The organism is Sorangium sp. So ce128 (assembly GCF_051525245.1).
Lineage (GTDB): Bacteria > Myxococcota_A > Polyangia > Polyangiales > Polyangiaceae > Sorangium > Sorangium cellulosum_B.
On the sequence record NZ_CP150313.1, the window covers coordinates 3,006,589 to 3,030,297 of the forward strand.

14 protein-coding genes are annotated in these 23,709 nt (G+C 70.7%); 9 read left to right on the plus strand and 5 right to left on the minus strand.

Features of this window, described 5'->3' with window-relative positions; translation table 11 throughout:
* Position 1: 1 nt before the first annotated feature.
* The 5 genes from WME82_RS11750 to WME82_RS11770 all read left to right on the plus strand — a co-directional run bounded on the left by WME82_RS11750 (position 2) and on the right by WME82_RS11770 (position 10,931).
* Positions 2 to 3,361, plus strand: coding sequence for a phage tail protein (locus WME82_RS11750; protein WP_438042906.1), 3,360 nt, complete (start codon positions 2 to 4; stop codon positions 3,359 to 3,361).
* Between the two features lie 9 nt (positions 3,362 to 3,370).
* Complete coding sequence (locus WME82_RS11755; RefSeq protein ID WP_438042907.1) at positions 3,371 to 3,688, plus strand: hypothetical protein; 318 nt, start codon at positions 3,371 to 3,373, stop codon at positions 3,686 to 3,688.
* 297 nt (positions 3,689 to 3,985) lie between these two features.
* Positions 3,986 to 6,004, plus strand: coding sequence for a CmcI family methyltransferase (locus WME82_RS11760; protein WP_438042908.1), 2,019 nt, complete (start codon positions 3,986 to 3,988; stop codon positions 6,002 to 6,004).
* Between the two features lie 24 nt (positions 6,005 to 6,028).
* Positions 6,029 to 8,305: a glycosyltransferase family 2 protein gene (locus WME82_RS11765; protein WP_438042909.1), complete on the plus strand. Its 2,277-nt coding sequence runs from the start codon at positions 6,029 to 6,031 to the stop codon at positions 8,303 to 8,305.
* Positions 8,306 to 8,411: 106 nt separating this feature from the next.
* The gene (locus WME82_RS11770; protein WP_438042910.1) at positions 8,412 to 10,931 is read left to right on the plus strand and encodes a catalase; all 2,520 of its coding nucleotides are present in this window, start codon (positions 8,412 to 8,414) and stop codon (positions 10,929 to 10,931) included.
* Positions 10,932 to 10,974: 43 nt separating this feature from the next.
* Here the strand turns inward: WME82_RS11770 and WME82_RS11775 are convergent, their stop codons facing one another.
* The 3 genes from WME82_RS11775 to WME82_RS11785 form a co-directional block, all read right to left on the minus strand.
* Entirely contained in the window at positions 10,975 to 11,277 is a 303-nt protein-coding gene (locus WME82_RS11775) for a hypothetical protein (RefSeq protein ID WP_438042911.1), read from the minus strand.
* Positions 11,278 to 11,447: 170 nt separating this feature from the next.
* Positions 11,448 to 13,235, minus strand: a complete 1,788-nt coding sequence (locus WME82_RS11780; protein ID WP_438042912.1) for a thiamine pyrophosphate-requiring protein — start codon at positions 13,233 to 13,235, stop codon at positions 11,448 to 11,450.
* A 214-nt stretch (positions 13,236 to 13,449) separates the two neighbouring features.
* Positions 13,450 to 15,405, minus strand: a complete 1,956-nt coding sequence (locus WME82_RS11785) for a multicopper oxidase family protein (protein WP_438042913.1) — start codon at positions 15,403 to 15,405, stop codon at positions 13,450 to 13,452.
* 98 nt (positions 15,406 to 15,503) lie between these two features.
* Between WME82_RS11785 and WME82_RS11790 the strand changes: the two genes are divergently transcribed.
* From WME82_RS11790 to WME82_RS11805, 4 genes are all read left to right on the plus strand, one after another.
* A complete protein-coding gene (locus WME82_RS11790) occupies positions 15,504 to 16,388 on the plus strand; it encodes a LysR family transcriptional regulator (RefSeq protein ID WP_437745543.1) in 885 nt (294 codons plus the stop codon).
* Positions 16,389 to 16,392: 4 nt separating this feature from the next.
* Positions 16,393 to 18,375: a hypothetical protein gene (locus tag WME82_RS11795; RefSeq protein ID WP_438042914.1), complete on the plus strand. Its 1,983-nt coding sequence runs from the start codon at positions 16,393 to 16,395 to the stop codon at positions 18,373 to 18,375.
* Between the two features lie 174 nt (positions 18,376 to 18,549).
* Positions 18,550 to 19,014, plus strand: a complete 465-nt coding sequence (locus WME82_RS11800) for a helix-turn-helix domain-containing protein (RefSeq protein WP_438044878.1) — start codon at positions 18,550 to 18,552, stop codon at positions 19,012 to 19,014.
* A complete protein-coding gene (locus WME82_RS11805) occupies positions 19,011 to 21,638 on the plus strand; it encodes a VIT and vWA domain-containing protein (RefSeq protein WP_438042915.1) in 2,628 nt (875 codons plus the stop codon). Before WME82_RS11800 ends, WME82_RS11805 begins: the two co-directional genes overlap by 4 nt.
* A 44-nt stretch (positions 21,639 to 21,682) precedes the next feature.
* Here the strand turns inward: WME82_RS11805 and WME82_RS11810 are convergent, their stop codons facing one another.
* Complete coding sequence (locus WME82_RS11810; protein ID WP_438042916.1) at positions 21,683 to 22,714, minus strand: OmpA/MotB family protein; 1,032 nt, start codon at positions 22,712 to 22,714, stop codon at positions 21,683 to 21,685.
* A gap of 292 nt (positions 22,715 to 23,006) precedes the next feature.
* A complete protein-coding gene (locus WME82_RS11815) occupies positions 23,007 to 23,504 on the minus strand; it encodes a hypothetical protein (RefSeq protein WP_438042917.1) in 498 nt (165 codons plus the stop codon).
* Between the last annotated feature and the right edge of the window lie 205 nt (positions 23,505 to 23,709).

The following is a 23,709-nucleotide window of genomic DNA, read 5'->3' on the forward strand; positions in this document are numbered from 1 at the left end:
CATGGCCGGCGCCGCGCGGCTGTTCCCTCCGTCGCCGAAGCCCGCGGGAGGCATCGTCACGCCTGCGGTGCGCTCGCCTCGCGTCCGGGTCGTGAAGGCCGCGAAGGACCCGCGCTTCCTGAAGGTGATGGCGCAGCTGCAGGCGAGCGCCAAGAAGGTCGGTCAGCGCCCGCCGGCCGCGAGAAAGGCGGCCGAGGCGCAGGCCGCGGCGAAGGCGCCCGCGAACGAGAAGGTGGCAGGGGCGCGCGCCAACCAGGTCGACGAGATCAAGGACGCGAAGGCGGAGAAGCCCACGACGGGCGGCTTCCTCGCCGTGCTGCGCGCCGAGATCGACAAGGTGATGCCCAAGAACCTCGACGACGCCGACAAGTTCATGAAGGGCGGCGAGAGCGGGCAGATCAAGGGCTCGGTCGCGAGCAACGTCAAGCAGCAGAAGGAGGGCGCCTCCGGCCCCACGGAGCAGGCAACGAAGGCGCCGCCCGACACGGGCAAGGTCGAGGGCAAGGAGGTGACGCCGCTCCCGTCGGAGCCCGCGACCGTCGCGCCGCCGGTGGCGGGCGCCGAGGCGATGCCCGCGCCCAAGCCGCAGGCCCAGGTCGACAAGACCGCCAAGGACGCGTCGGCCTCGGCCGACCAGAAGATGAAGGACGCGGAGCTCACCTCCGCGCAGATGACCAAGGCCAACGATCCTCGCTTCAGCGCGGTGCTGACGGTCCGGGACAAGGCCAAGGAGACGGCCGCAGCGGGGCCCGCGAAGTACCGCGCGAGCGAGCAGAAGGCCCTGGTGCAGGCGAAGGCGGGCGCCACGGGCGACTCGGGCAAGGGGCTCGCGGCCCTGACGGCGACGAAGGCGTCGACGGGCAACAAGGCCAAGTCGAGGCAGCAGCTCGCCAAGGAGAAGGACGAGGCCGAGCGCAAGAAGGTCACCGACACGATCGCCGCGATCTTCGACAGGACCAAGGTTAAGGTCGAGGCGAAGCTCAGCACGCTCGAGACCGACGTGATGGCCGTGTTCGACGCGGGCGCCGACGCGGCGCTCGCGGCGATGAAGAGCAGCGCCAACGCGGAGATCGACCGCTTCAAGTCCGACCGCTACAGCGGGATCACGGGCGGGGCGCGCTGGATCGCCGACCTGTTCCGCGACACGCCGCCCGAGATCAAGGCGATCATCGCGCGGGCGCGCCAGCGCTTCACGACGCAGATGGACGCGCTCGCGGTGCGGGTGGCCGGCATGGTCGACCAGCGGCTCGCCGAGGCGAAGGCCATCGTGGCCACGGGTCAGGCCGAGGTGAAGACCTACGTCGCGGGCCTGTCGCCGAGCCTCAGGGCCGTGGGGCTGCAGGCCCAGGCGGATGTGCAGTCGAGGTTCGACGAGCTGAAGCAGTCGATCGACGACAAGGCGCAGGATCTCGCCGAGAAGCTCGCGCAGAAATACAAGGACGCCTCGGAGAAGGCCGACGCCGCGGCCAAGGAGATGGAGGAGGCCAACAAGGGCGCGCTGAAGGGCCTGGCCGACAAGATCGGCGAGATCGTCAAGATCCTGGCGGAGTTCGCCGACCGCGTGGTGTCGCTGTTCAAGAAGGCGGCCGGCGTCGTCAAGAAGATCGTCGCCGACCCCATCGGGTTCCTCGGCAACCTGCTCTCGGCGATCAAACAGGGCATCTCGCGCTTCGTCGGCAACATCTGGACGCACATCAAGAAGGGCTTCATGACATGGCTCTTCGGCGAGCTGACGAAGGCCGGCGTCGAGATCCCGTCGGACCTGACGCTCCCGTCGATCCTGAAGCTCGTGCTGGGGGTGCTCGGCCTGACGTGGGCGAACATCCGGCCGAAGATCGTCAAGAAGATCGGCGAGCGCGCCGTCTCGGTGCTCGAGAAGGTCGTCGAGATCTTGATGAAGCTCTTCACCTCCGGGCCGGCCGCGCTCTGGGCGGAGATGGAGGCGTTCGTCGGCAACCTGAAGGGGATGGTGATCGACGCCATCCTCGACTGGGTCATCACCAAGGTGATCACGTCGGCGATCACCAAGATCGCGTCGATGTTCAACCCCGCGGGCGCGATCATTCAGGCCATCATCATGGTCTACAACGTCGGGGCGTGGCTGGCGGCGAACCTCAGCCGCATCCTCGACTTCATCGAGTCGGTGGTGAACTCGGTCGACCGCATCGCCAACGGCGACGTGGGCGGCGCCGCGGCGTGGATCGAGCAGGCGCTCTCAAGGATGATCCCGATCCTCATCGGGTTCCTCGCGAGCCTGCTCGGCCTCGGGGGGCTTGCGGCGAAGGTGAAGAGCTTTATCACGAAGGTGCAGGCCAAGGTCAGCAAGGCCGTGGATTTCGTGATCGATAAGGTCTTCAACTTCGCTAAGAAGATCATCGGGAAGCTCAAGGGGCAGAAGGAGGACAAGCGCACCGAGGCGGAGCAGAAGCGCGATCTCGATCGGGCATTGGCGGAAGCGAGCGCGCTGCTCCGGAGCAAGGAGCCCCAGCCCAAGATCAGAGCCGGGCTCGCCGCGATCAAGAAGAAATACCAGATGACGGCCCTGGACATCGTGGTCGACAGCCGTGGACCCAAGCACGACGTGGTGCACGTGCATGGCGCGATAAACCCGGAGGGTGACACCGTGCCAGCGCCCCTGGTGGGTCCCGGTGGATGGCAGCTCGCGCCGGGTGGCATCAAGGCACATGAGAACGCGGTCCTCGTCAACAATAAGCAAGTGCATCTGATAGCCAGGCACGGCCAGCACATGGCCGATGCCGACATGCAGGCGGATTTGGTCAAGCGGCGGCAGGACTTTGCGGCCGGCCGAGCAGCACTGGAGAACTACTACGGTGCGCAGAAGAAATTCGTCGCCGAAGCGCTCGTGGAGAACCGAAAGAACTGGCCCGCCGACCCTGAGAAGCAGCAGGCACGCCTGGACAAGGAGGTGAGGCTTAATCAGCTGAGTGCGGATTACACCCCCAAATATGCCTATTGGGCAGCGGTCAATCCGAACGATCGAGCAGCCGTTGCGGCCGCCAGCATGACCAAGGAGTGGCGCGGCAAGGTGGCTGGCGGGCCGCGCAACATATTCGATCCGTCCAAGACACGCTTCAACGACAATCACGAGATGGAAGTGGCGGTCGTCAATACCGTCAACAAGAACATCACGGAGATCGACGCGGCGCTGACGGCGAATTCGAATAAGGAAATAAAGGTCACGCACGCGTTCCCGAACAACCTGGGCATTGGATACGAGCTCGACTCGACGATGCAGGTGGTGAAGCTGGGCGTCCCGCTGACCAAGGTGTCGGCGATCATCCGCGCCTCGGACGCCCCAAACAAGCTGTTCATGGTGGAGACGGCGTGGCCGCACGCCTGAGGTGGTAAGGTGACGGACGCTCAGAGAGAAGCATTGGAGCTGCTCGAGATATTCCTCCGCGCGCACTATCACGAGTACGAGCTCGACATCCTGGGCACGACGCGGGTGCTAGAGCTCTTTCCGCCAAACCACCCCTACCGCGTCGACCTGTCACGTGCGTTCCGAGAGGTGCTGTCGACGACCCTGCCCTCCGGCACGCTCACCAAGCTGGTGCAGGACGAGGCCAACCGTTTCGTCGTGAACGACGCGGAGGCGCGTTCGTATTTGAAGGATCTGTACGACGACCTCCACCTCGATTTCGAGGAGCCGTCGGATGGCGACGGGTGAGGGCAGAGCAGCTGTCATCCATGATGACCCCCGCTCCTTCATCGATGGGGACTACGAGGGGGCGTCCCGGTCCGCGTTCAACACGGTCTTCCTCGAAGATCGCGCCACTCGCTTCGACATGAGCGCGCGGCACCCCGCGCTGGCGCACGACCCGGCGCCGCGCGGCTGTTCCCTCCGTCGCCGAAGCCCGCGGGAAGCATCGTCACGCCCGCGGTCAAGCTCGGGCCGAGAGCACCTTGTGGCTTGAACGCGAGGTGCATTTCAACGACCATCGGCGTCAAGAGACGCCCCGCGGCGATGGAGCCCCTTCCCGTGTATCTCACCGACCTCACGCCCACCCAGGTTCGTGTCGGCTATGGCCAGCTCGGTCTTCACGGCAGCCTCGGCTACGAGAACAAGCCCGTGCGCGTCGCCGACCGCTCGTATTCGCACGCCCTGAGCGCGCACCCGCCCTCGCGCGTGCGCTTCCCGCTCGGCGGGCGCTACGGCGCTCTCCGCTGCCACGTGGCGCTCAACGACGACGTGCCGCCAGGCCGCTCTTCCGCGGATTTTTCGGTATTCGCCGATGGCCGCCTCGTCGCTGTCGTGCCTCACGTGCTCGCGGGAGCGCCGCCGCGGGAGCTCGTCGCCGACCTGCGCGGCGCGAACACCCTGGAGCTCGAGATCCGCACGAGCCGCTGGGAGTTTTGCCACGCGGTCTGGCTCGACCCGGTGCTCGACGAGGCGCCGCCGGCGCGCGCCGCGGAGCACCTCCTCGATTGCCTGGGACGCGCCGAGATCACCCTGCCTCGCGTGGTGCCGTCCGCGCGGCGCTGCATCGCGACGGTGGTGTCTCCGGGGTACACCGAGCTGCTCGACGACATGCTCGGGTCGCTGTACGCCCACGGCGGCTGCCAGGACGCGCTGCTCGTCGTGTTCGCGCTCGACGCCGACGCGGAGTGCGTGAGGGTGGCGGGTAAGTACGGCGCGACGCTCATCCCCTGCCGGTCGCACGCGCGCATCAACGCGACGAGCAAGGCGCTGCTCTACACGGTCGCACGCGTGGTCGACGCGGAGCGGTACCTCTGCCTGGACGCCGATATGCTGGTGCTGGGCGACCTGCGCCCGATCTTCGCCGCGCTCGAGGCGGCGCCCTGCGGGAGCATCCTGGTGTGCCGCGAGGGCAACAGCCGGGGGCTCGCGAACCTCGGCCAGGCGTTCCGCGACGCGTACTGGGGCAACGCGAACGACCTCAAGGCGCTGAAGATCACCGACGCCGAGCTCGCGTACCCGCTCGCCGTCAACGACGGGCTGTTCGCGGCCGAACGCTCGGCGATGCTCGCGCTCGACGGCTTCATCAGAGAGCTCCCTGGAGCGGTCGCGTGGGTGGACCAGCGACGCGACAACTGGTGGCGTAACCAGTTCATCTTCAACCTGGCGCTGGCCCGGCTGGACTGCGCCGTCGAGCTCGATCCAACCTGGAACCTCCAGCTCCACGCGCAGGACGTGGAGTGGGCCGAGCGCGACGGCCGCGCGCGCGCCGAGTGGCACGGCCGGCCGGTGCGGGTGCTCCACTTCAGCGGCGTGGGCCGGCGCAAGTACCCGGAGCAGCGCAACCAGTTCGTGCGGGTCTCCGACCCCCTCACGGGTGGAGGCGGCGGCGACCACTACGGGGCGTTCCTCGACGCGCTGCGCGCGTGGGTCGGGCGCTTCGGGCTCGCATCGCTCGCCTGGTCGTTCTACGGCGTCACCGACGCCACCACCGCCCGGGTGGCCGACCCCTCGACGTTCCCTCTGCTGGCGCTGCTCCACTACCTGGTGCGCACCAACGGATGCGTGCGCGTCCTCGAGACGGGCACCGCCCGCGGCATCTCCGCCGCCTGCCTCGCATCGGCGGTGGCTCATCGCGCCGAGGGCCGGGTGGTCACCCTCGACCCCTATCGCCACGCGGAGCGGAGCGAGCTGTGGAAAATGCTGCCCGAATCCATCCGTCGGTGCATCGAGGAGCGCACGGTGGGTTCGCTCGAGGGGATGGCCGCCGCGCTGGAGGCCGGGGAGCGGTACGAGGCTGCGCTGCTCGACTCGATCCACACCGAGGAGCACGTCTGGGCCGAGTTCGAGCTGGCGTCACGCCTGGTGTGCCCAGGAGGCCTGATCCTGATCCACGACGCGATCTATGCGCACGGCACGGTCGGCAAAGCCCTCTTGCGGATCCAGGCCGCGGGGTATGATGTCACGCGCCTGTGGACGGCGGAATCCGGCATGCACGAAGATGACCGTCTGGGTCTCGCCGTGATCGAGAACCGCCGCACCCGTGAGGCCGCCACGCCGTCGTGAGCGGAGCGCCGACGCTGCCGACCGATGCTCGCCACCTGCATCATGCCCACGCACGATCGACGCGCCTTCGTGCCGCGGGCGATTGAGGGCTTTCTGTCGCAGGACATCGACGCGATCGAGCTCGTGATCCTCGACGACGGCGCCGACGCGGTGAGAGACCTCGTGCCCGAGCACCCGCGGATACGCTACCTGCGCCATCCCACGAAGCTCTCGCTGGGCGAAAAGCGCAACGCGCTCTGCCGCGAGGCGCGGGGCGCGGTCATCGTGCACTGGGACGACGACGACTGGTACCCCCCGTGGCGCGTGCGCGTTCAGCTCGAGGCGCTGCGCTCGCGCGACGCCGACGCGTGCGGCAGCCGCACTGTCTGGTTCCACGAGCCCGCGACGGGGCGCGCGTGGCGCTATGACTATCGCGGCGCCGACGCGTACGTCACGGGCACCACCCTCGCGTATCGAAAGGCCTTCTGGGAGAAGAACCCCTTCGCCGAGGTGCAGGTGGGCGAGGACACCCGCTTCGTGCGCTCGGTGCCGCGCGGGCGCCTCGTCGACCTCGCGGATCCTGGCCTCTGCGTCGCCACGGTGCACCCGGGCAACGTGTCGCCCAAGCGCCCCGCGAGCAGCGCGTGGACGCGGGTGGACCCCGACGCGCTGCCCTCGGCGAGGGGCGCGGACGGACTGCCGCGGCGTTCACCGATGCTGCCTCGCGTGTCGTGCATCATGCCCACGGCCGACCGGAGGCCCTTCGTGACGCTCGCGCTGGAGCTCTTCGCCGCGCAGACGCTGCCCGATCGCGAGCTCGTGGTGGTCGACGACGGCGGCGATCCCGTGGGCGACCTCTGCGAGGGCGCTTCCGGCGTGCGTTACGTGCGCCTCCCGCAGAAGATGTCCATCGGCGCGAAGCGCAACGTCGCGTGCCAGAGCGCCACGGGGGAGCTCATCGCCCACTGGGACGACGATGACTGGTACGGCCCCGAGCGATTGCGCCTCCAGGCCGAGCCCATCGCTGCGGGGCGCGCGGACGTCACGGGGCTCGAGAACGCCTACACGCTGAAGCTGCCCGAGGGGGAGTTCTGGGGCACGTCGAGGCGGCTCCACCAGCGGATGTTCGTGGAAGACGTGCACGGAGGGACATTGATGTTCCGCAGGTCCCTCTTCGATGGCGGCGCCCGGTATCCTGACACGAACCTCGCCGAGGACGCCGCCCTGCTCCGGGCGCTCACGACCCGCGGGGCTCGGCTCGAGCGCGTGGGGAACGGCGGCGTGTTCGTGTATGTGCGCCACGGGCGCAACGCGTGGCGCTTCGACGCGGGGCGTTTCCTCGACACCTCGGGCTGGCGCCGCGTCGAGGCGCCGCCGACGATGCCGCAGGCCGCTGTCGAGCGGTACCGCGCCGCTGCCTCGGGGGCGGCACCTGCGCGCGACGTGCCGCCGCCGGCGGGGCGCGACGCCTTCCGCGATTGCCTCGACGCCGCGGACGTGACGCGCCCCTCCGCGCCCCTCCGCGCGGAGCGTTGCGTGGCGGTCGTCGCGGGGGAGGGGCAGGCGGGCCTTCTCGACGCGCTGCTCGACTCCATCGAACGCCGCGGCTGCATCCCGGACGCGCTGAAGGTGGTGTTCATCGAGGGGGGGTCGCCGGGCTGCGAGCGGGTGGCCGCGCAGCACCGCGCCGAGGTCGTGCGATGCCGCGCGACGCGCGCGCCGTCCCCCGCGCTGAAAGGCGTGCTCTACTCGATGGCCCGCGCCGTCGATGCGCGGCAGTACCTCTGCCTCGACGCCGACCTGCTCGTGCTCGACTCGCTCGCCGAGCTCTTCGAGCAGCACGCGCGCCTGCCGGCCGGGAAAGTGCTCATCGCGCCCGAGTCCATGCCCGGCGGCCCTGCGAGCCTCGGCGCTGCCCTCACGTCGATCTATCATGGAACCGCAGGGGAGATCTCTTCACTCACGCGCGGAGACCCCGCCCTCGCGGCGTATCCCCACGTCGTGAACGACGGGCTCTTCGTGGCCGACCGCGTGGGTCTGGAGGCGGTCGACGGGTGGCTCCGCTCCTCCGCCGGGATCGCGCAATGGGTGCACGGGCGCCGCGACGTCCGGTGGCGCCAGAAGGCCGCGCTCAACCTCGCCCTCGCCAGCATCGGCGCCGGCGCCGCGCTCGACCCTTCCTACAACGTGCAGTTGCACGCCGAGCGCGCCGAGCCCGACGGCGGCGGCGGCGCGCGCTGGCGAGGTGGACGTGCGAGCGTGCTGCACTTCAACGGCGCAGGACGCAGGCTCCATGCCGCCTGGTGTACCCGATTGAGGTGAGCGTCAGCCTGCGGGTGACGGCCCGATCCGGCTGTGGCCGCCGCCCTGCCAGGACGCGTGTTGGTGCGCCCTTTGCTGAAACCCCGGCTCTCCGGGAGGACATCTCATGACCGAACGCAAAGACCCCGCGAAGCCGTCGTCCAGTGAGCCGGCGCCGACCGAGAAGGGCGCGGGCAGCGCGAAGCAATCGATGGGCGGCCCGTCGGCCAAGCCGCGGGCGGCACGGACGAAACGCAGCCTCCTCGAGCGCGCGGCGACCGCGCTCGGCAGCGGGACGAGCAGCGAGGACGCCCGGGTGCGCCACGTGGCGGCAGCCGACCGCCTCGACGCGAAGGTCGACGCCACCGAAGCGCTCGTCGCCGCGATCCCCGAGAACGTGAACAAAGGCGCCGAGTACGCGCTACGCGGCAAAATGCCACAGCCGCCGCAAGGTGCCACGGCGAAGCCCGAGAACCTCGACGCGACCGCGAGCACGATCACCGAGAGCAACGAGTCCGAGAAGAACGGCGCCAAGGCGGCGCCGGGCGCCAATCCGAACCAGGGGCCTCTGCAGAAGCATCGGGTCGACTCGCTCGGTCGGGCGCTGACGACGAACCAGGGCGTGCCCGTCGGCGACAACCAGAACTCGCTGCGCGCGGGGCTGCGCGGCCCGACGCTGCTCGAGGACTTCATCCTGCGCGAGAAGATCACGCACTTCGATCACGAGCGCATCCCCGAGCGCGTGGTGCACGCGCGCGGCTCGGGCGCGCACGGCTACTTCGAGTGCACCGAGGACATCACCTCGCTCACCAAGGCCGCGCCCTTCGCCAAGGTCGGCAAGCGGACGCCGGTCTTCGTGCGCTTCTCGACCGTGGCGGGCGAGCGCGGCAGCGCCGATACGGTGCGCGACGTGCGTGGCTTCGCCGTGAAGTTCTACACCGAAGAGGGCAACTGGGACCTTGTCGGCAACAACATCCCTGTCTTCTTCATCCAGGACGCGATGAAGTTCCCGGACGTGGTGCACGCCGTCAAACCCGAGCCGCACCACCAGATGCCGCAGGCGTCGAGCGCGCACGACACCTTCTGGGACTTCATCTCGCTCATGCCCGAGTCGATGCACATGGTCATGTGGCAGATGAGCGACCGGGCGATCCCGCGCAGCTTCCGGACGATGCAGGGCTTCGGCGTGCACACCTTCCGGCTCGTCAACGCGGCCGGCGAGGCGACGCTGGTGAAGTTCCACTGGACACCCGTGCTCGGCACGCACTCGCTCGACTGGGACGAGGCGGTGAAGATCGCGGGCGCCGACCCCGACTTCCACCGCCGCGATCTGTGGGAGGCCATCGAGGGCGGCGCGTTCCCCGAGTACCTCTTGCAGATCCAGACGTTCACGGAGGCCGAGGCCGAGCGGTGGAGCTTCGACGTGCTCGACGCGACCAAGATCGTGCCGGAGGAGCTCGCGCCCCTGCGCACCGTCGGCCGGCTCGTCTTGAACCGCAACCCGGACAACTTCTTCGCCGAGACGGAGCAGGTCGCGTTCTGCACGCAGCACATCGTGCCCGGCATCGACTTCACGAACGACCCGCTGCTCCAGGGGCGCAACTTCTCGTACCTCGACACGCAGCTCTCGCGCCTCGGCGGGCCGAACTTCCACGAGATCCCGATCAACGCGCCGGTCGCCGAGGTGCACAACAACCAGCGCGACGGCTTCCACCGTCAGGCGATCAACCGCGGCCGCGTGAACTATGAGCCCAACTCGCTCGCCGGCGGCTGCCCGTTCCAGGCCGGCGCGCGCGGCTTCGCCTCGGTCGCCGAGCGGCTCCTGGCGCAGCAGGCGGCGACCGAGCCGAGCAAGCTGCGCGCGAAGCCCGAGAAGTTCGCGGACCACTACACGCAGGCGCGCCTCTTCTGGGCGAGCCAGACGCCCGTCGAGCGCGCGCACATCGCGCGCGCCTTCCGCTTCGAGCTGACGCGCGTGCAGACGCAGGCCATCCGCGAGCGCATGGTCCGGATGCTGCGGAACGTCGACGAAGGGCTGGCCGCGCAGGTCGCGGCCGACCTCGGCATGCCGCTCCCCGAGCCGCTCTCGATCGTGGCGCCGCCCGTCAAGGACCCCGAGGTCGTGGCGTCGCCGGCCCTGTCGCTGTTCGCCCGGCCCGGCGATGGCCGCATCCTCGGCCGCCGCGTCGCGCTCCTCGTCGCCGACGGCGTGAGCGGGGCGGAGGCGGGCGCGCTCTACGAGGCGCTGCTGGTGGCGGGCGTGGTGCCCCGCTACGTCGGCGCGCGCCTCGGGGTGGTGCGCACCGCCGAGGGCGACGAGCTGCCGGTCGAGGTCACGGTCGAGGCGGCCCCGAGCGTCCTCTTCGACGCCGCGGCGCTGCTGCCCGGCAGGGGCGCGGCGGCGCTGGCGCGCGACGGGCTCGCGGTCGAGTTCGTCCAGCTCCAGTACCGCCACTGCAAGCCGCTGCTCGTGCCAGCGTCGGCCGCGCCGCTCGCCGAGGCCGCCGGCATCAAGGCCGCCGCGGGGGCCGACCCGGGCCTGCTCGTCCTGCCGGACGACGCGGTGGCCGCGGCGGCGCCGGCGTTCGTCAAGGCGATCGCCATGCACCGCGCGTGGCAACGCCAGACCGAGCCGCCGGCGGTGTGACCCTGGCTCAGCGCTCCCTGACCTCGTCTGGGCCTCGTGCCCCTCACCAGAGGCGCCGGTGTTCGCGACGTGCGCGTGCCGCCACGGCCGCGGCGGTCGCCAGGGCGAGCGCGACGGCCGCGGCGGCGGCGAGGCGCCGGGCCGTGGGCGCGGCGCCGCCCTCGATGACGCGCAGGTTCGCCTTCGCCGTGACCCGATCGCACGCGAGCCGCTCCTCGCTGCGCTCGATCGGCTCGGCGAGGCCTGGCGGCGCCGCGGGAGCGGCTTCGGCGCGGACATGACCGCGCTCGCCCAGGGAACGGGAGACCCTCTCCAGATCGAACCGGATCACACCGGATGGTTCCATGGGTTCTGCATTTGCAATCGCCGTTCCCCACCGGTGCACCAGGGCGCTCGCCGGTTCGACGCATCGGTCGCGTGGAGCGCCCGGTCGCCCGCGCGAAGCGGATCGCCGTCGATCGCGCGCGAGAGCTCGTCCGCGAGCGTCTCCGCCTCGGGGCCGGCCGGCGCGCTCCGTCAGCCCCGGTGCGGGATCCAGCTCTCGATCATGTCGCGGTACGCCTGGCGGATGACCCCGCGCCCGCCCGGGTCGCCCCGGAGCAGCGCCGACGTGAGCATCGCGGCCTGCTTCAGGGTGATGTGCGGCGGCAGCGGCGGGACCTCCGGGTCGGTGATCGCCTCCACCACCACCGGCCGGTCGACCCGGAAGGCCTCGTCCCACGTGCGCGCGACCTGGTCCGGGCGGTCGATCCGCACGCCGCGCAGCCCGAGCGCCTCGGCGTAGGCCGCGTACGGGAAGTCCGGCAGCGTCTGGGACGCCTCGAGCTTGGGATCGCCGCTCATGGCGCGCAGCTCCCAGGTGACCATGTTCAGGTCGTGGTTGTTGAGCACCAGCACGACGAGGCGCGGGTCCTTCCACTCGCGCCAGTACTTCGCGACGGTGATGAGCGTGTTGATGCCGTTCATCTGCATCGCGCCGTCGCCGACCATCGCGACGACCGGGCGGTCGGGGAAGGCGAACTTCGCCGCGACCGCGTACGGCATCGCGGGTCCCATCGTCGCCAGCGTCCCCGAGAGCGAGGCCATCATCCCCGCCCGGATCTTGATGTCGCGCGCGTACCAGTTCGCCGACGTTCCGGAGTCGGCGGTCAGGATGCAGCCGTCGGGCAGCCGCGGCGAGAGCTCCCAGTAGACACGCTGCGGGTTCAGAGGATCGGCGTCGTTCATCGCCCGCGCCTCGAGCACCTTCCACCAGTCGGCGACGCTCTCCTCGAGCTTGCGCCGCCACGACCGGTCCGTCTTGAGCTTGAGGTAGGGGATGAGCGCCCGCAGCGTCTCGGCGCTGTCGCCGATCAGGTTGACCTCCATCGGGTAGCGCAGGCCGAGCATCCGGCCGTCGATGTCGATCTGGACGCCGCGCGCCTTGCCCTCCTCCGGCAGGAACTCCGGGTAGGGGAAGTTCGAGCCGACCATGAAGAGCGTGTCGCAGTTGGCCATCATCTCCCAGCTCGGCTTGGTGCCGAGCAGGCCGATCGCGCCGGTCACCCAGGGCAGGTCGTCGGGGAGCGCCGCCTTGCCGAGCAGCGCCTTCGCGACGCCGCACCCGAGGATCTCGGCGGCGCGCACGATCTCCGGCGCGGCCCCGAGCGCGCCCTGGCCGATCAGCATCGCGACCCGCTTGCCGGCGTTCAGCACGTCGGCCGCGCGCCGCAGGTCCTCCTCCTTCGGCACCACGCGCGGCGAGGCGTAGCCGATGCCGGAGTGCACGGTGCCGTGCGCGTGCGGGGGCTGCTCGACGGCGTCGAGCTCCTGGACGTCCTTCGGGACGATGACGCACGTCACGGTGCGCTCCGCCCTGGCGATGCGCATCGCGCGGTCGATGAGGTGGCGGATCTGCATGGGAGAGGACGCCATCTGCACGTACTCGTGCGCGACGTCCTTGAAGAGCGTCAGGAGATCGACCTCCTGCTGGTAGTGCCCGCCGAGCGCGGCGCGGTCCTGCTGGCCGACGATGGCCACGACCGGCTGGTGGTCGAGCTTCGCGTCGTAGAGCCCGTTCAGGAGGTGGATGGCGCCGGGCCCCGAGGTCGCCAGGCACACGCCGACCTCGCCGGTGAACTTCGCGTGGGCGCACGCCATGAACGCGGCCATCTCCTCGTGCCGCACCTGGATGAACCGGAGGTCCGGAACGCGGTGGAACGCCCCGACGATCCCGTTGATGCCGTCGCCTGGATAGGCATAGACGCGCCGGACACCCCACGCGACGAGGCGCCTCAGCAGGAACTCGCCGACGGTCTGGGCCATGATTTCCCCCAGTCCGAGCTCGTACGTGAGCTCGACCCTGCGCGCCGTGCGACAAACGTGCCGCCTCGCGGCGCCGCGCGCTGCGTGCCGCGGCTGCGCGTGCGAGCGTGCGCTATGCGCGCGGCGCCGAGCGACCCGCGATGAAGGTAGAGCCAGAGCTCCAGGCTCGAGGGCTTCGCGGCGCGTGTCCCGGGCGCGGCGCGCCGCCGCGCCATCACGGCCCGCAGAGCTCGAGGTTCGGCGGCGGCGGCGCCGGGTACGCGTCGGTCGCCGTCTTCGCGAACTGGCACGCGAGATCGTCCGGCTGACACCCTGCCTGGGAGATGCACGCGCCGCTCTCGTCCGTCCCCTGACACAGGCACTCCTCATCTCCCGGGTCGCAGATCTCCACGAGCTCCATCATCCCTTCGTCCTCGTGGTTCAGCTTGTGGCAGTGCGCCACGAACTGGCCCGTGAACTTCCTGGGGTTCATGATCACGTCGCGCGGCCCGTCCTCGACCTGGACCCACATGGTGTCTCGCCAGTGGGCGAAGTTGGGCTCCTTGTTCGATTTGTTGGGGCACACAAGGAACGGGTTGATGTGGATATGGAAAGGGTGCCCGTCGAACGCGCGGATCTCCCACCGCTCCGGGCTCCCGACGGTCATGACCCGATCGCTCCGGTAGCCGCGGGCGCGCCGCTCGTCGAACTTGCGGCAGCTGATGTTCGGATCCGGGCAGATGCACACCGGCGCGTCCGGATCGACCTCGTGCGGGTGCTCTCCCGGGTCACAGGACATGAGCGCCACATCGCTGCTGAGATCGGGCGGCTGGCTCCCCGGCGTGGGCACGAGGAGCACCACCTTCTGGTGCACGGCCTCGACCGAATCGCAGCTCACCTCCATCTCCTTGCCATCGACCGTGCCGGTCCACGAGGTGGGTGGCGCGAGCGCGGCCACGTCCGCCTCCGCGGGCAGGTTCACCTCGGTCGGCTCGCCCGCGCTCGGATCCACATCGACGATCGCGATCACGCTCCCCAGGAGATCGTTCGGCCGTCGCCCGACGAGGCAGAGCGTCTGCTTGCCTTCAGGCATCTTCACCATCACGTCGGCGCGGTACCCGGGCGAGACCCACACCGTGTCGCTCCTGTAGAACTGCGGGAGCGTCAGCCCGTCGCGCGCGATCTGCGTCGTCTCGATGGGCGCCTTGTCGAAATCGGAGCACGAGGCGTCCTTCGCGGCGTGGAGCTTCATCCCCATCTCGTCCGGGCTGCCCGCGTAGACCATGCGCCAGCGCTCCACCTGCCCGGGCGGCGTCGTGAGCCGCGGCCTGAGCTTGCCGTTGATCAGCGTGGCCCGGAGCGACTCGACCGCGAGGAAGTCGGTCACCGACAGGTTGTCCTCGGTGCAGGCCTCTCCCTCCTTCAAGGGCACCGTGTTCGCGTGATCGATGGGCACCTGCGTCATGACCATCACCCGCTCTCTGGCCCTGGCGATGCCGGGCAGCTCGTCGAGCGCGCCCTCGATGAGGAGCGCCCCGGCGGCCCCATCCATGACCTGGATGGCCGTGGAGCCGTGGATGTGAGGGTGGTACCAGTCCGTGCCCTCGTGGTGGATCCCGTCCTCGTCCAGGTCCCAGCGGTACCGGGCGCTCTCGCCCGGCCCCACCTCGTGCAGCACGTGGTCGCCGAAATACCTCCCCTCGGGCGCGCAGCCGTCCCCCTCGCACGGGTCCGCGGGATCGTCCGTCGCGAAGTTGGGCTGCACGTGCAGGCCGTGGCCGTGCAAGTTCGTCAGGTTGAAGTCGTGGCACGACCTGTTGCCATGGCCCATCATGCTCGCGATCTCGCGGAAGTCGCTCTTCGTGAAGTCGTTATGCAGGGTCACGTGGACCTTGCGATCCTCGCCCTTCGGAATGCGGATCGTCGGGCCGCTCGTCATTCCGTTGTACGCACGGAGACAGAACCGCCGCCCGTCGATCTCGACCTCGCTCGGGCCGAAACGCAGCTCGTACGCTCCATCCGCGCCCGGCTGGAGCTCGGGGGGGTCCTCGTACGTGGACGTCGTCTGCGGCGTCGTGCTCGTCGTGCTCGTCTCCTCGCCTCCGCCGCAGCCTGCGGGCGCCGCGAGGGAGATGGCCAGCGCCGCGAGCGGGCCTGTGCGCGTGAGCGCGTGCGAATCGTCTCGTGCCATCAACTTGTCTCCTCCTTTCGCGACACTATCGAGCGGCGCCGCATGTGGATGGCCGAAGACGGTCACCCCTGGCTAGAATGCGGACAGTGGCAGGGTGTATGGATCTCGAAGAGCTTCGCGCCTTCCTCGCCGTGGTCGAGGCCGGCTCCTTCCTTGGCGCGGCGCGCGCGCTCGGCTCGTCGCGCACGACGCTGCGGCGTCAGGTCGCGTCGCTGGAGGCGCGCGCCGGCGTCCTCCTGCTCGAGAGCGTGCGGAACGGCGTCGTGCCGACCGAGGCCGGGCAGGTGCTCGCCCGGAAGGGGCGCGGCATGGTGCAGGAGGCCGCCGCGCTCCTGGCCTCGATCCGGGAGGTGGGCGACGCGCCCTCGGGCACCCTGCGGGTCATCCTGCCCGTGGGGCTGCCGCCGCACATGATGACGCCGCTCTTCGCCGCCGTTCGCAGCGCGTATCCGAGGCTCCACGTCCACTGCCGCTTCAGCAACGATCCGCTCGGGGAGGCGCTCACGGACATCGACATCGCTGTCCACTTCGGCGAGGACGCGCCGAGCGGACACTGGATATCTCACGTCGTCCTGCGCGTCCGCGAGTGGCTCATCGCCAGCCGCGCGTACCTGGAGCGGCGCGGCACGCCACAGACGATCGACGATCTGAAGCACCATGAGCTGTTCGCGTGGCAGGCCCCGGGCGAGGACGCGCGCACCTGGCGGACATGGCGGGGCGCGCCCTTCACCGTGGAGCCGGCCCTCATCGCGACGGACATCCACTTCATCCGGCACTGCTGCATCTCCGGCCTGGGCATCGGCCTCGTCCCCGACGCGCTCGTGCCCGACCCGGACGTGGGGCCGGACGCGCTCGTGCCGGTCCTGCCCGACGTGGTCGGGCAGGAGCGGCCCGTGCGGCTCAGCGTCCCGGGGGCGCTGTCGGAGATACCGAAGATCAAGGTGTTCATCCAGCACGTGCGGGCGTCGCTCGGGAAGCTGTAGCGCCATGGCGAGACATCACCGGAAGATCGCGATCTCGTGCGCGGCCGCTGCGATGGCGGTGACCGGCTTTGCGGGAACGGCGCGCGCGCAGGTCGCTGACGCGGTCTACGAGGACGTGAGGGACGTCATCGAGGATCTGATCCAGCGGGAGGTCGCCGAGGCGGTCGCCCCCAACCTGGTGTGCCAGACGGCGCGCCTGGCGAGCGCGGATCACCACCTGCAAGAATACGCAGGGATCGTCGACAAGCTCGAAGACGCGGCGGCGGGCCCGGAGAAGGACGCGCTCGAGAAGCGGCGCGACGAGCTAAGGCCCATCCTGAGGAGGGGGTTCCCGATCCTCACCTATTTCCCCCTCACGCTCCAGCGGGTCTTCCGGCGGCAGTTCAGCGCGATCCGGACGAGCGTCACGGACGAGGTCGCAGGCTTCGCGGGGCACATGGTCTATGTCGGGCTGACGTCGAACGAGGGCCAGATAAAAAGGCCGCAGGGTACGCAGAGCATCGAGCTCCTGCACAAGTTCGCGAGCGCCGACGACGCTCGCGCCGAGCGCGCGGCGCCCAGCAAGCTGACGTGGACCAGGCTCGACCCGCGGTCGCTGAACCTCTGTGTCTCCGTCCTCAAGGAAGATCTCGCCGTCGGCGTCACCGGCGCTGGGGCGCAGTCGCCGCTCGAGGAGGACTGCGGCGCGAGCGCAGCGTCAGGGACCAGCTACGCCTGTGAGCTCGCGTTCGCCGTTCGCGCCATTCTCCAGAGGAAAGACGCCCTGGCGGAGGAGCACTTCATCAGGGCAGCCGCCGTCGTGGTCGGGGCGACCGCCGCGAAGGCCCTCGAGGTGACGGACGACGCCGTGAGGAGAAGACTCCTGGACGAGGCGGTCCTGGTCACGAGAGACGTCCTGCGCGGCGGCAAGAAGCTCGACGAGATCCTCCCTGTCCTCTTGTCCGCCGCACCCGTCGCGTCCGCCGCGTCCGCCGCCGCCGAGGCAGATGCAGCCGCTCGTGCCCGGGAGCTGCGCTCGAGGTTGAGCAACCTCGAGCGCCTCCGGGTCCAGTGGAACATCGGCACGCGGGGCGGCGCGAACAACCTCGATATCGTGAGCTTCGTGAACGTCATCGGCGCCGCCGGCGGCGCGCTCCGCGATCTCTGTGACAAGGACCTGATCGGCCAGGTCTGCGCCCAGATCGAGCGACAGTCCTCGGCGCTGACGAAGATCGGCGACCTCCAGGCGGACCTCTGGCCGGCGATCCGGCTCGCCAGCCAGGGCGAGCACGGGGAGGCCGCGAGCCGCGCGATCAGGACGTTCTTCTCCTCGCGGCCCGGAGGCGAGGGGGATCAGGTCGAGATCTACCGGCGCTTCGCCGAGGCGGTCATCGTCTACGTCCTCGCGACGGTCGACGACAAGATTCCTTCGGACGCCGACCGGGCCGCGTTCCGGGAGGCGTCCGTCGAGGTGCTCCGGGAGCTGGGCACGGGGGGCGGCATGGATCGCCCGTGGGGTCACGCCTTCTACAGGCCCGACATGGCGCTGCGCGTGTCGTGGAGCCCGAGCTACATCGACGGCGAGGGCGGATCGCCGAGGATCGTGCCGTCGGCGAACACCCTCAACCTGCGCGGCGTCGTGCGTTATACGGATGCCTATTATTTCGCCCTCCAACCCTCCTTCATCGACCTCCTCGCCCCGCTGAGCGAGCTCGCGCTCCGGCGCTCGGAGGCGGTCGAGTACGAGGATTCGGGCCGTGTCCTCCTGAACGCGGTGACCCCTCGGATCGAGGCGATGGTCGGCGTGCCCGCCCTCTCGAAGCACCTCGTCGTCTCCGGCGGCGCTTCCCTGCGCCTTTCGGCGCCCTTCAAGAAGAAGGATCAGGAGGGGTGCGACGGCACCTGCTATCGCTACAAGTTCCTCTGGAGCAAGAAGGACGATGTCGTCTCGGACCCGGCTGGGCTCGGGTTCATCGAGTTCGGATTCGCGGTCAAGTACCTGCTCTGAAGCATCTCCTCGAATTTGTTCGGGAAAATTCACAGGGAGACGAGGAGACGAGGAGTAAAATCCCAGATCTCCCCGCCTCCCTGTTCAATTTTCTGCTGAAGATGCAGGGGGCGCAGGCGAACTGAAGCTGTATACTTGACAGTTGTAGTGTCTCGATGCACGATACACCTCGTGATGACGTACAAGCTCGACGAGCTCGCGGGCGAGGCGGGGGTGGCGCCGCGCACGGTGCGGTATTACGTGCAGCGCGGCCTGCTTCCGGCGCCGGAGTTCCGCGGGAAGGACACCTCCTACGGGCGAGAGCACCTCGCGCGGCTCCGCGCCATCAGGGTCCTCCAGCAGGCGCACTTGCCGCTGGAGGAGATCCAGGCGCGCCTCTCGGCCGCGGGCCTCGACGAGATCGAGCGCATCGCCGCGGGGGCGCCGCCGGGCGATCTCGAGGTGCGCTGCGCCGCCCCGGAGGAGGCCGCCGCGTCGAGCCCGCGCGCCGGCGCCCCGCGCGGCGCGCGCTGGGAGCGGGTCGAGATCGCCGACGGGGTGGAGCTCCACGTGCGGACCGACGCCCCGGAGAGCTCGCGGCGCATCGCCCTCGATATCGAGTCTCGTTACACAACCCTTGCCCCGAAAGGCTCGCGATGAACCCCTCCCACGATCCTTCGCACCCGTCGCCGATGTCGTGTCTTCGCACCTCCGAGGGCCACCCGGTCCCGCTGCTCGGCGTCTCCCTCTCGGGCGAGGTCCTCGGCGGCGCGGCGCGGCTCGTCGTGCGGCAGCGCTACCGGAACGAGGAGCGCCGGCCGATCGAGGCGATCTACACCTTCCCGCTCCCGGGCGAGGCGAGCATCGCCGGCTTCGCCATGGAGTGCGCCGGCCGCAGGCTCGAGGGGGAGGTCAAGGAGCGCGAAGAGGCGTTCCAGGCCTACGACGAGGCCATCGCCACCGGCCACGGCGCGGCGCTGCTCGACGAGGAGCGGCGCAACGTGTTCACGGCGAGCGTCGGCAACCTCCTGCCGGGGGAGGAGACGGTCGTCGAGGTCACGTTCGTGCAGGCGCTCACGGCCGACGAGGGGGCGCTGCGGCTCATGATCCCGACCCTCGTCGCGCCCCGCTACATCCCCGGCGCGACCGGGGGCGACCGGACCGCGCACGGCGTCCAGGAGCCCACGGGCGACGTGCCCGACGCCGACCGCATCTCCCCCGGGATCGCGCGGGTCGACTACGGGATCACCGTGGATATCGTCTTCGATCTCGGGCGCGACGTCGCGATCGAGAGCCCCTCGCACGCGCTCTCGGTGCGCCGCGAAGAGGGGTATCGCCAGCGGGTCTCGCTCCGGAACGACAAGGCCGCGCTCGATCGGGACATCGTGCTGCTCGCGGCGGGCGCGCCGGGCGTGCAGGCAGGCGTTGTGTGCGACAGGACCAAAGGCCAGGAGGGGACCTTCGCCCTCACCGTGGTGCCGGACCTCTTCGACACGCATGCACACGCGAAGCGGGCGTCCTCCCGGCGCGACGTCGTGTTCGTCGTCGACGTGTCGGGATCGATGCAGGGCGAGTCGCTCGACCAGGCGAAGCGCGCGCTCCGGCTGTGCCTCCGCCACCTCGCCGAGGGGGATCGGCTCGGCGTGATCGCGTTCTCCAGCGATTTCCGGGCGCTCGATCCGTCGCTCGCCCCGTTCACGCAGGCGACCCTGAAGGCCGCGGACGCGTTCGTCGAGGGCCTGCGCGCGGACGGCGGGACGGAGATGCTGAATCCGCTGCTCGCGGCCGTGGGCATGCTCGGCGACGCGGAGCGAGACCGCGTGGTCGTGCTGCTGACGGACGGTCAGGTGAGCAACGAGGCGCAGATCGTCGATCGCGTCGTCCAGCGGGGCAAGGGGGTGCGGATCTACTCGTTCGGCATCGGCACGAACGTGAGCGACGTGCTGGTGAGCGATCTCGCGCGCCGGACGGAGGGCGCAGCGGAGTTCATCCACCCGGGCGAGCGCATCGACGAGAAGGTCACGGCCCAGTTCGCGCGGGCGACGGCGGTCCGGGTCACCGGGCTCGAGGCGCGCTTCGAGGGGATCGACGTCGGCGAGCTCGCGCCGGCCGAGCGCCCCGCGCTCGTCGACGGCGAGCCGTGGGTGCTCTACGGCCGCTACGGTCAGCCGGGGATGGGGCGGCTCTCGCTCCGCGGGACCCTGCGCGGGGAGCGCTTCCACCTCGAGGTGCCGGTCGAGCTCGCGGCGGAGGCGTCGCGGCCCGGCCTCGAGGCGCTGTGGGCGGGCGCGCGGGTGCGGGAGCTCGAGGAGTCGGAGCGCGGGCTGTCCGGCAAGCGCGCCGAGGCGATGCGAAAGCGCATCGTGGACCTCGCGGTCCGGCACCGGGTGGCGTCGAAGCACGCGTCGTTCGTGGTGATCGAGCGGCGGACGGGCGACCGGCGCGCCCACGGGCAACCCGAGGCGCGGCCCGTGCCGGTGAGCGCGCCGGCGGGGTGGGGGATGTCGAGCCACCGCGGCCCGGCGGCTCCGGCCGCCGTGTACGCCGCGATGTCGATGGGCGGGGGCGGCCCGAAGGGGGGCAGCCCCGTCGTGATGAGGTCCAGGATCGCCGCGCCCGCTCCCGCGGCGGCCGCCGCCCCGCCCAGGTCGGCGCCGGCCGCGGGCGGTCTGCTGGCGCGCGCCAAGCAGCTCTTCCAGCCGAGCGCAGGGGCCGCGGCCGCGCGCGGCTCGGCCGACCTGGCGGCGGGCGCCGTCGCGCCCCCGGCCGCCGCCGCGCCGGGCGGCCCCGCGTCGCCGTACCACGTGCCTCCGCCGGCCCCGGCCCCGGCCCCGGCCGCCGCGCCGGCGCCGAGCGTCGTGCCTAAGGGGAGCCCGTCCCAAGGGGACAGCCTGGGGCGCCTCTTCGAGGAGCAGCTCGCGTCCGGGCTCTGGGAGCGCGGCGACTCGACCGATCTGGGCCGGATCTCCAGCACGGCCCTGTGCCTCGCGGCGTGCCATGACCAGGGCGTCGACTCGGCCCACCCCATCTACGGCGCCCAGGTCGCCAAGGCGATCGAGGCGCTCTGCGCGCTGGCCGCGTCGCTCCTCCAGCGCGGAGGTGCCGACGGGGAGGTGGCCGCGGCGCTCGCGGCGGCCTACCTCGTCGCGGGCGGCCGGCGGCTGCGGGCGCAGGTCCGCGACGCCGTGGCGGTCGCCGCGCCCGAGGCGGTGCGCGCTTTGCTGGGCGAGCTCGGGGACGCCGAGGCGCTCAGGCTAAAGGTCGAGGAGCTGCACGGCGCATGACAGGCTCGCCGCGGCCGGACGGTCGCGGCAGCCCTCGCGTCGTCTCACGGGTACGTATCGTCCCCGCCCTTCGTGCCGGCTCCCGGCCGGGTCTCGCCAGCCGGGCGGGCCGCACCGCCCGGACGAGGCTCGCCAGCCGGTGCCGCGCCAGCCGGTGCCGCGCCAGCCGGTGCTGCGCCAGCCGGTGCCGCGCCAGCCGGTGCCGCGCCAGCCGGTGCCGCGCCAGCCGGTGCTGCGCCAGCCGGTCGCGCGGGGCCCTCCGGGAGCTGAGCTGTCCCCTCGATCACGATCTCCACGCGCGGCTCCTGCGGTTGCGCCGGGGCGCCGCCGCCCGCGTCGGCAGGCGGCAGATCGGCGAAGCTCGCCAGGCTGAGCCGTGCGAGGGGCACGCCGGCCTCCTTGGGCTGCGCCAGGAAGAGCAGCACGGCGCGCGCCTGGGCGACCGTCACGTCCCAGCCGTTGCGCCACGCCACGCCAGGCGTGCCGCTCGCCGTGTGGCCGACGACCTGGTAGCCGAGGCCCTTGAGCGGCTCGTTGCTGCGGATGATCGCGGCGATGTCCCTCAGCACCTTCTCCCCCGCCGGGGAGAGCGCGTCGCGGTTCCCCTTGAACAGGACCCGGCTCGGGATCGAGATGACCACGCGGCCGTCGCGCGGCGCGACCGTGACGTCTCCGGCGGCGACCGGCAGGAACGCCCTGAGGACGTCGCTGTCGCGCTCCGAGGCCGGGCGGGCCCCGGCCGGCTCGCCGCGCGGCGTCGCGCCCAGCCCGACGTCGAGGCCCGAGATCGGATCGTTCGCCCAGTGTGGATCGGCCGCGGCGCCGCCGCGCGGGCCCTGCTCTTCCAGCTGGCGGACGCGCGCCTGGCTGGCCACGAGCTCGCGCTGGAGGCGCTCGGACCGGTCGAGCTGAGCTTGCCATTCGAACTCGGTGTAGCCGCACCCGGCGAGGAGCGCAGACGCGACCAGCGCGGCCAGGCCGCGCCCGGCGAAAGCGGCCCGGACAGCGCGGGGAGGGGGGACCTCGGCGCGCCCCTTCGCGCTCACCTCTGCGACACCCGAAACAGGCAATTGCACTTGGCAGGCTCCTTCTCGCCGGATCATCCGGATCCATCCTCCTCGCGCCGGGGCGCTGAGCGGGCGGGAGCCTATCCGAGCGGCCGTGATCCCACAAGGCGCGGGCGGCGCTCATTCCACGTTCGGGCCACGTTCGGGCCACGTTCGGGCCACGTTCGAGCCACGTTCGGGCCGGGGCGCGCGCCCCGGCCTCGAAGACCTCGGCGGGGCACCGGGCTGAGGGACCGAGCCGCTACCGGTTCGACCCGCCTGTGCGCGGTCCCGCGCTCGCTCGCCATGCGGGTGAGCTCGCCTACGACAGGCGCTCCTGGCCGGCGCCGTTCGGCAGCGAGGCCTGGTGCATTTTCCTGCGGTGCTCGAGCTCGGCAGAGATGAGCCGCACGAGCTCCGTCGAGAGGACGATCGCCTCCCGAGGACCATATCCATGCTTGCTCAGCTCCCGCGCGACCGACTTGGCCAGGATCTTCATCGCCGAGTCGATCTCTCCCGGCGTCTTCGATGTCGACGCCGAGAAGAGGCTCGCGGTCATCTGGGTGTCGGCGCCTCGTCCCTGGCCGTCCTCGGGCGTCCGGTGCAGCGCCGGCTCGCGCTCCGGAGGCGCCGCGCTCCGGAGCGATGGCCTATCGATCGCGTGGCTTTCGTTGTTTTCGGCCGATGCGGGCGTCGTCGTGCTCGTCGTGCTGTCCGTATGCAGCGATGTCATGTTGTGCGCGCTCACGGTGGATCCCCGTCGTCGTTTAACGGTTTTCTCGCCTTCGTCCTTCGTTCCCGCGCGAGAGGTGCTGTTCATCTCGAGCTCATGCCGCTCGTCGCAGCGGCAGGCATCGGTGGATTTACGTCGCGAGGCGAAGTTGACGGTAAAAGCAGGAATGGCACCTGCCGGGGCAGTGTGGAGGCGGACCACAACGGCCCCTGACCCCACGATAGCAGGGCTCCGATGAAGGGCATCACTTCATCGGTCGTTCGCGCGCGAACACCCATGTTCGCGCGCCGCC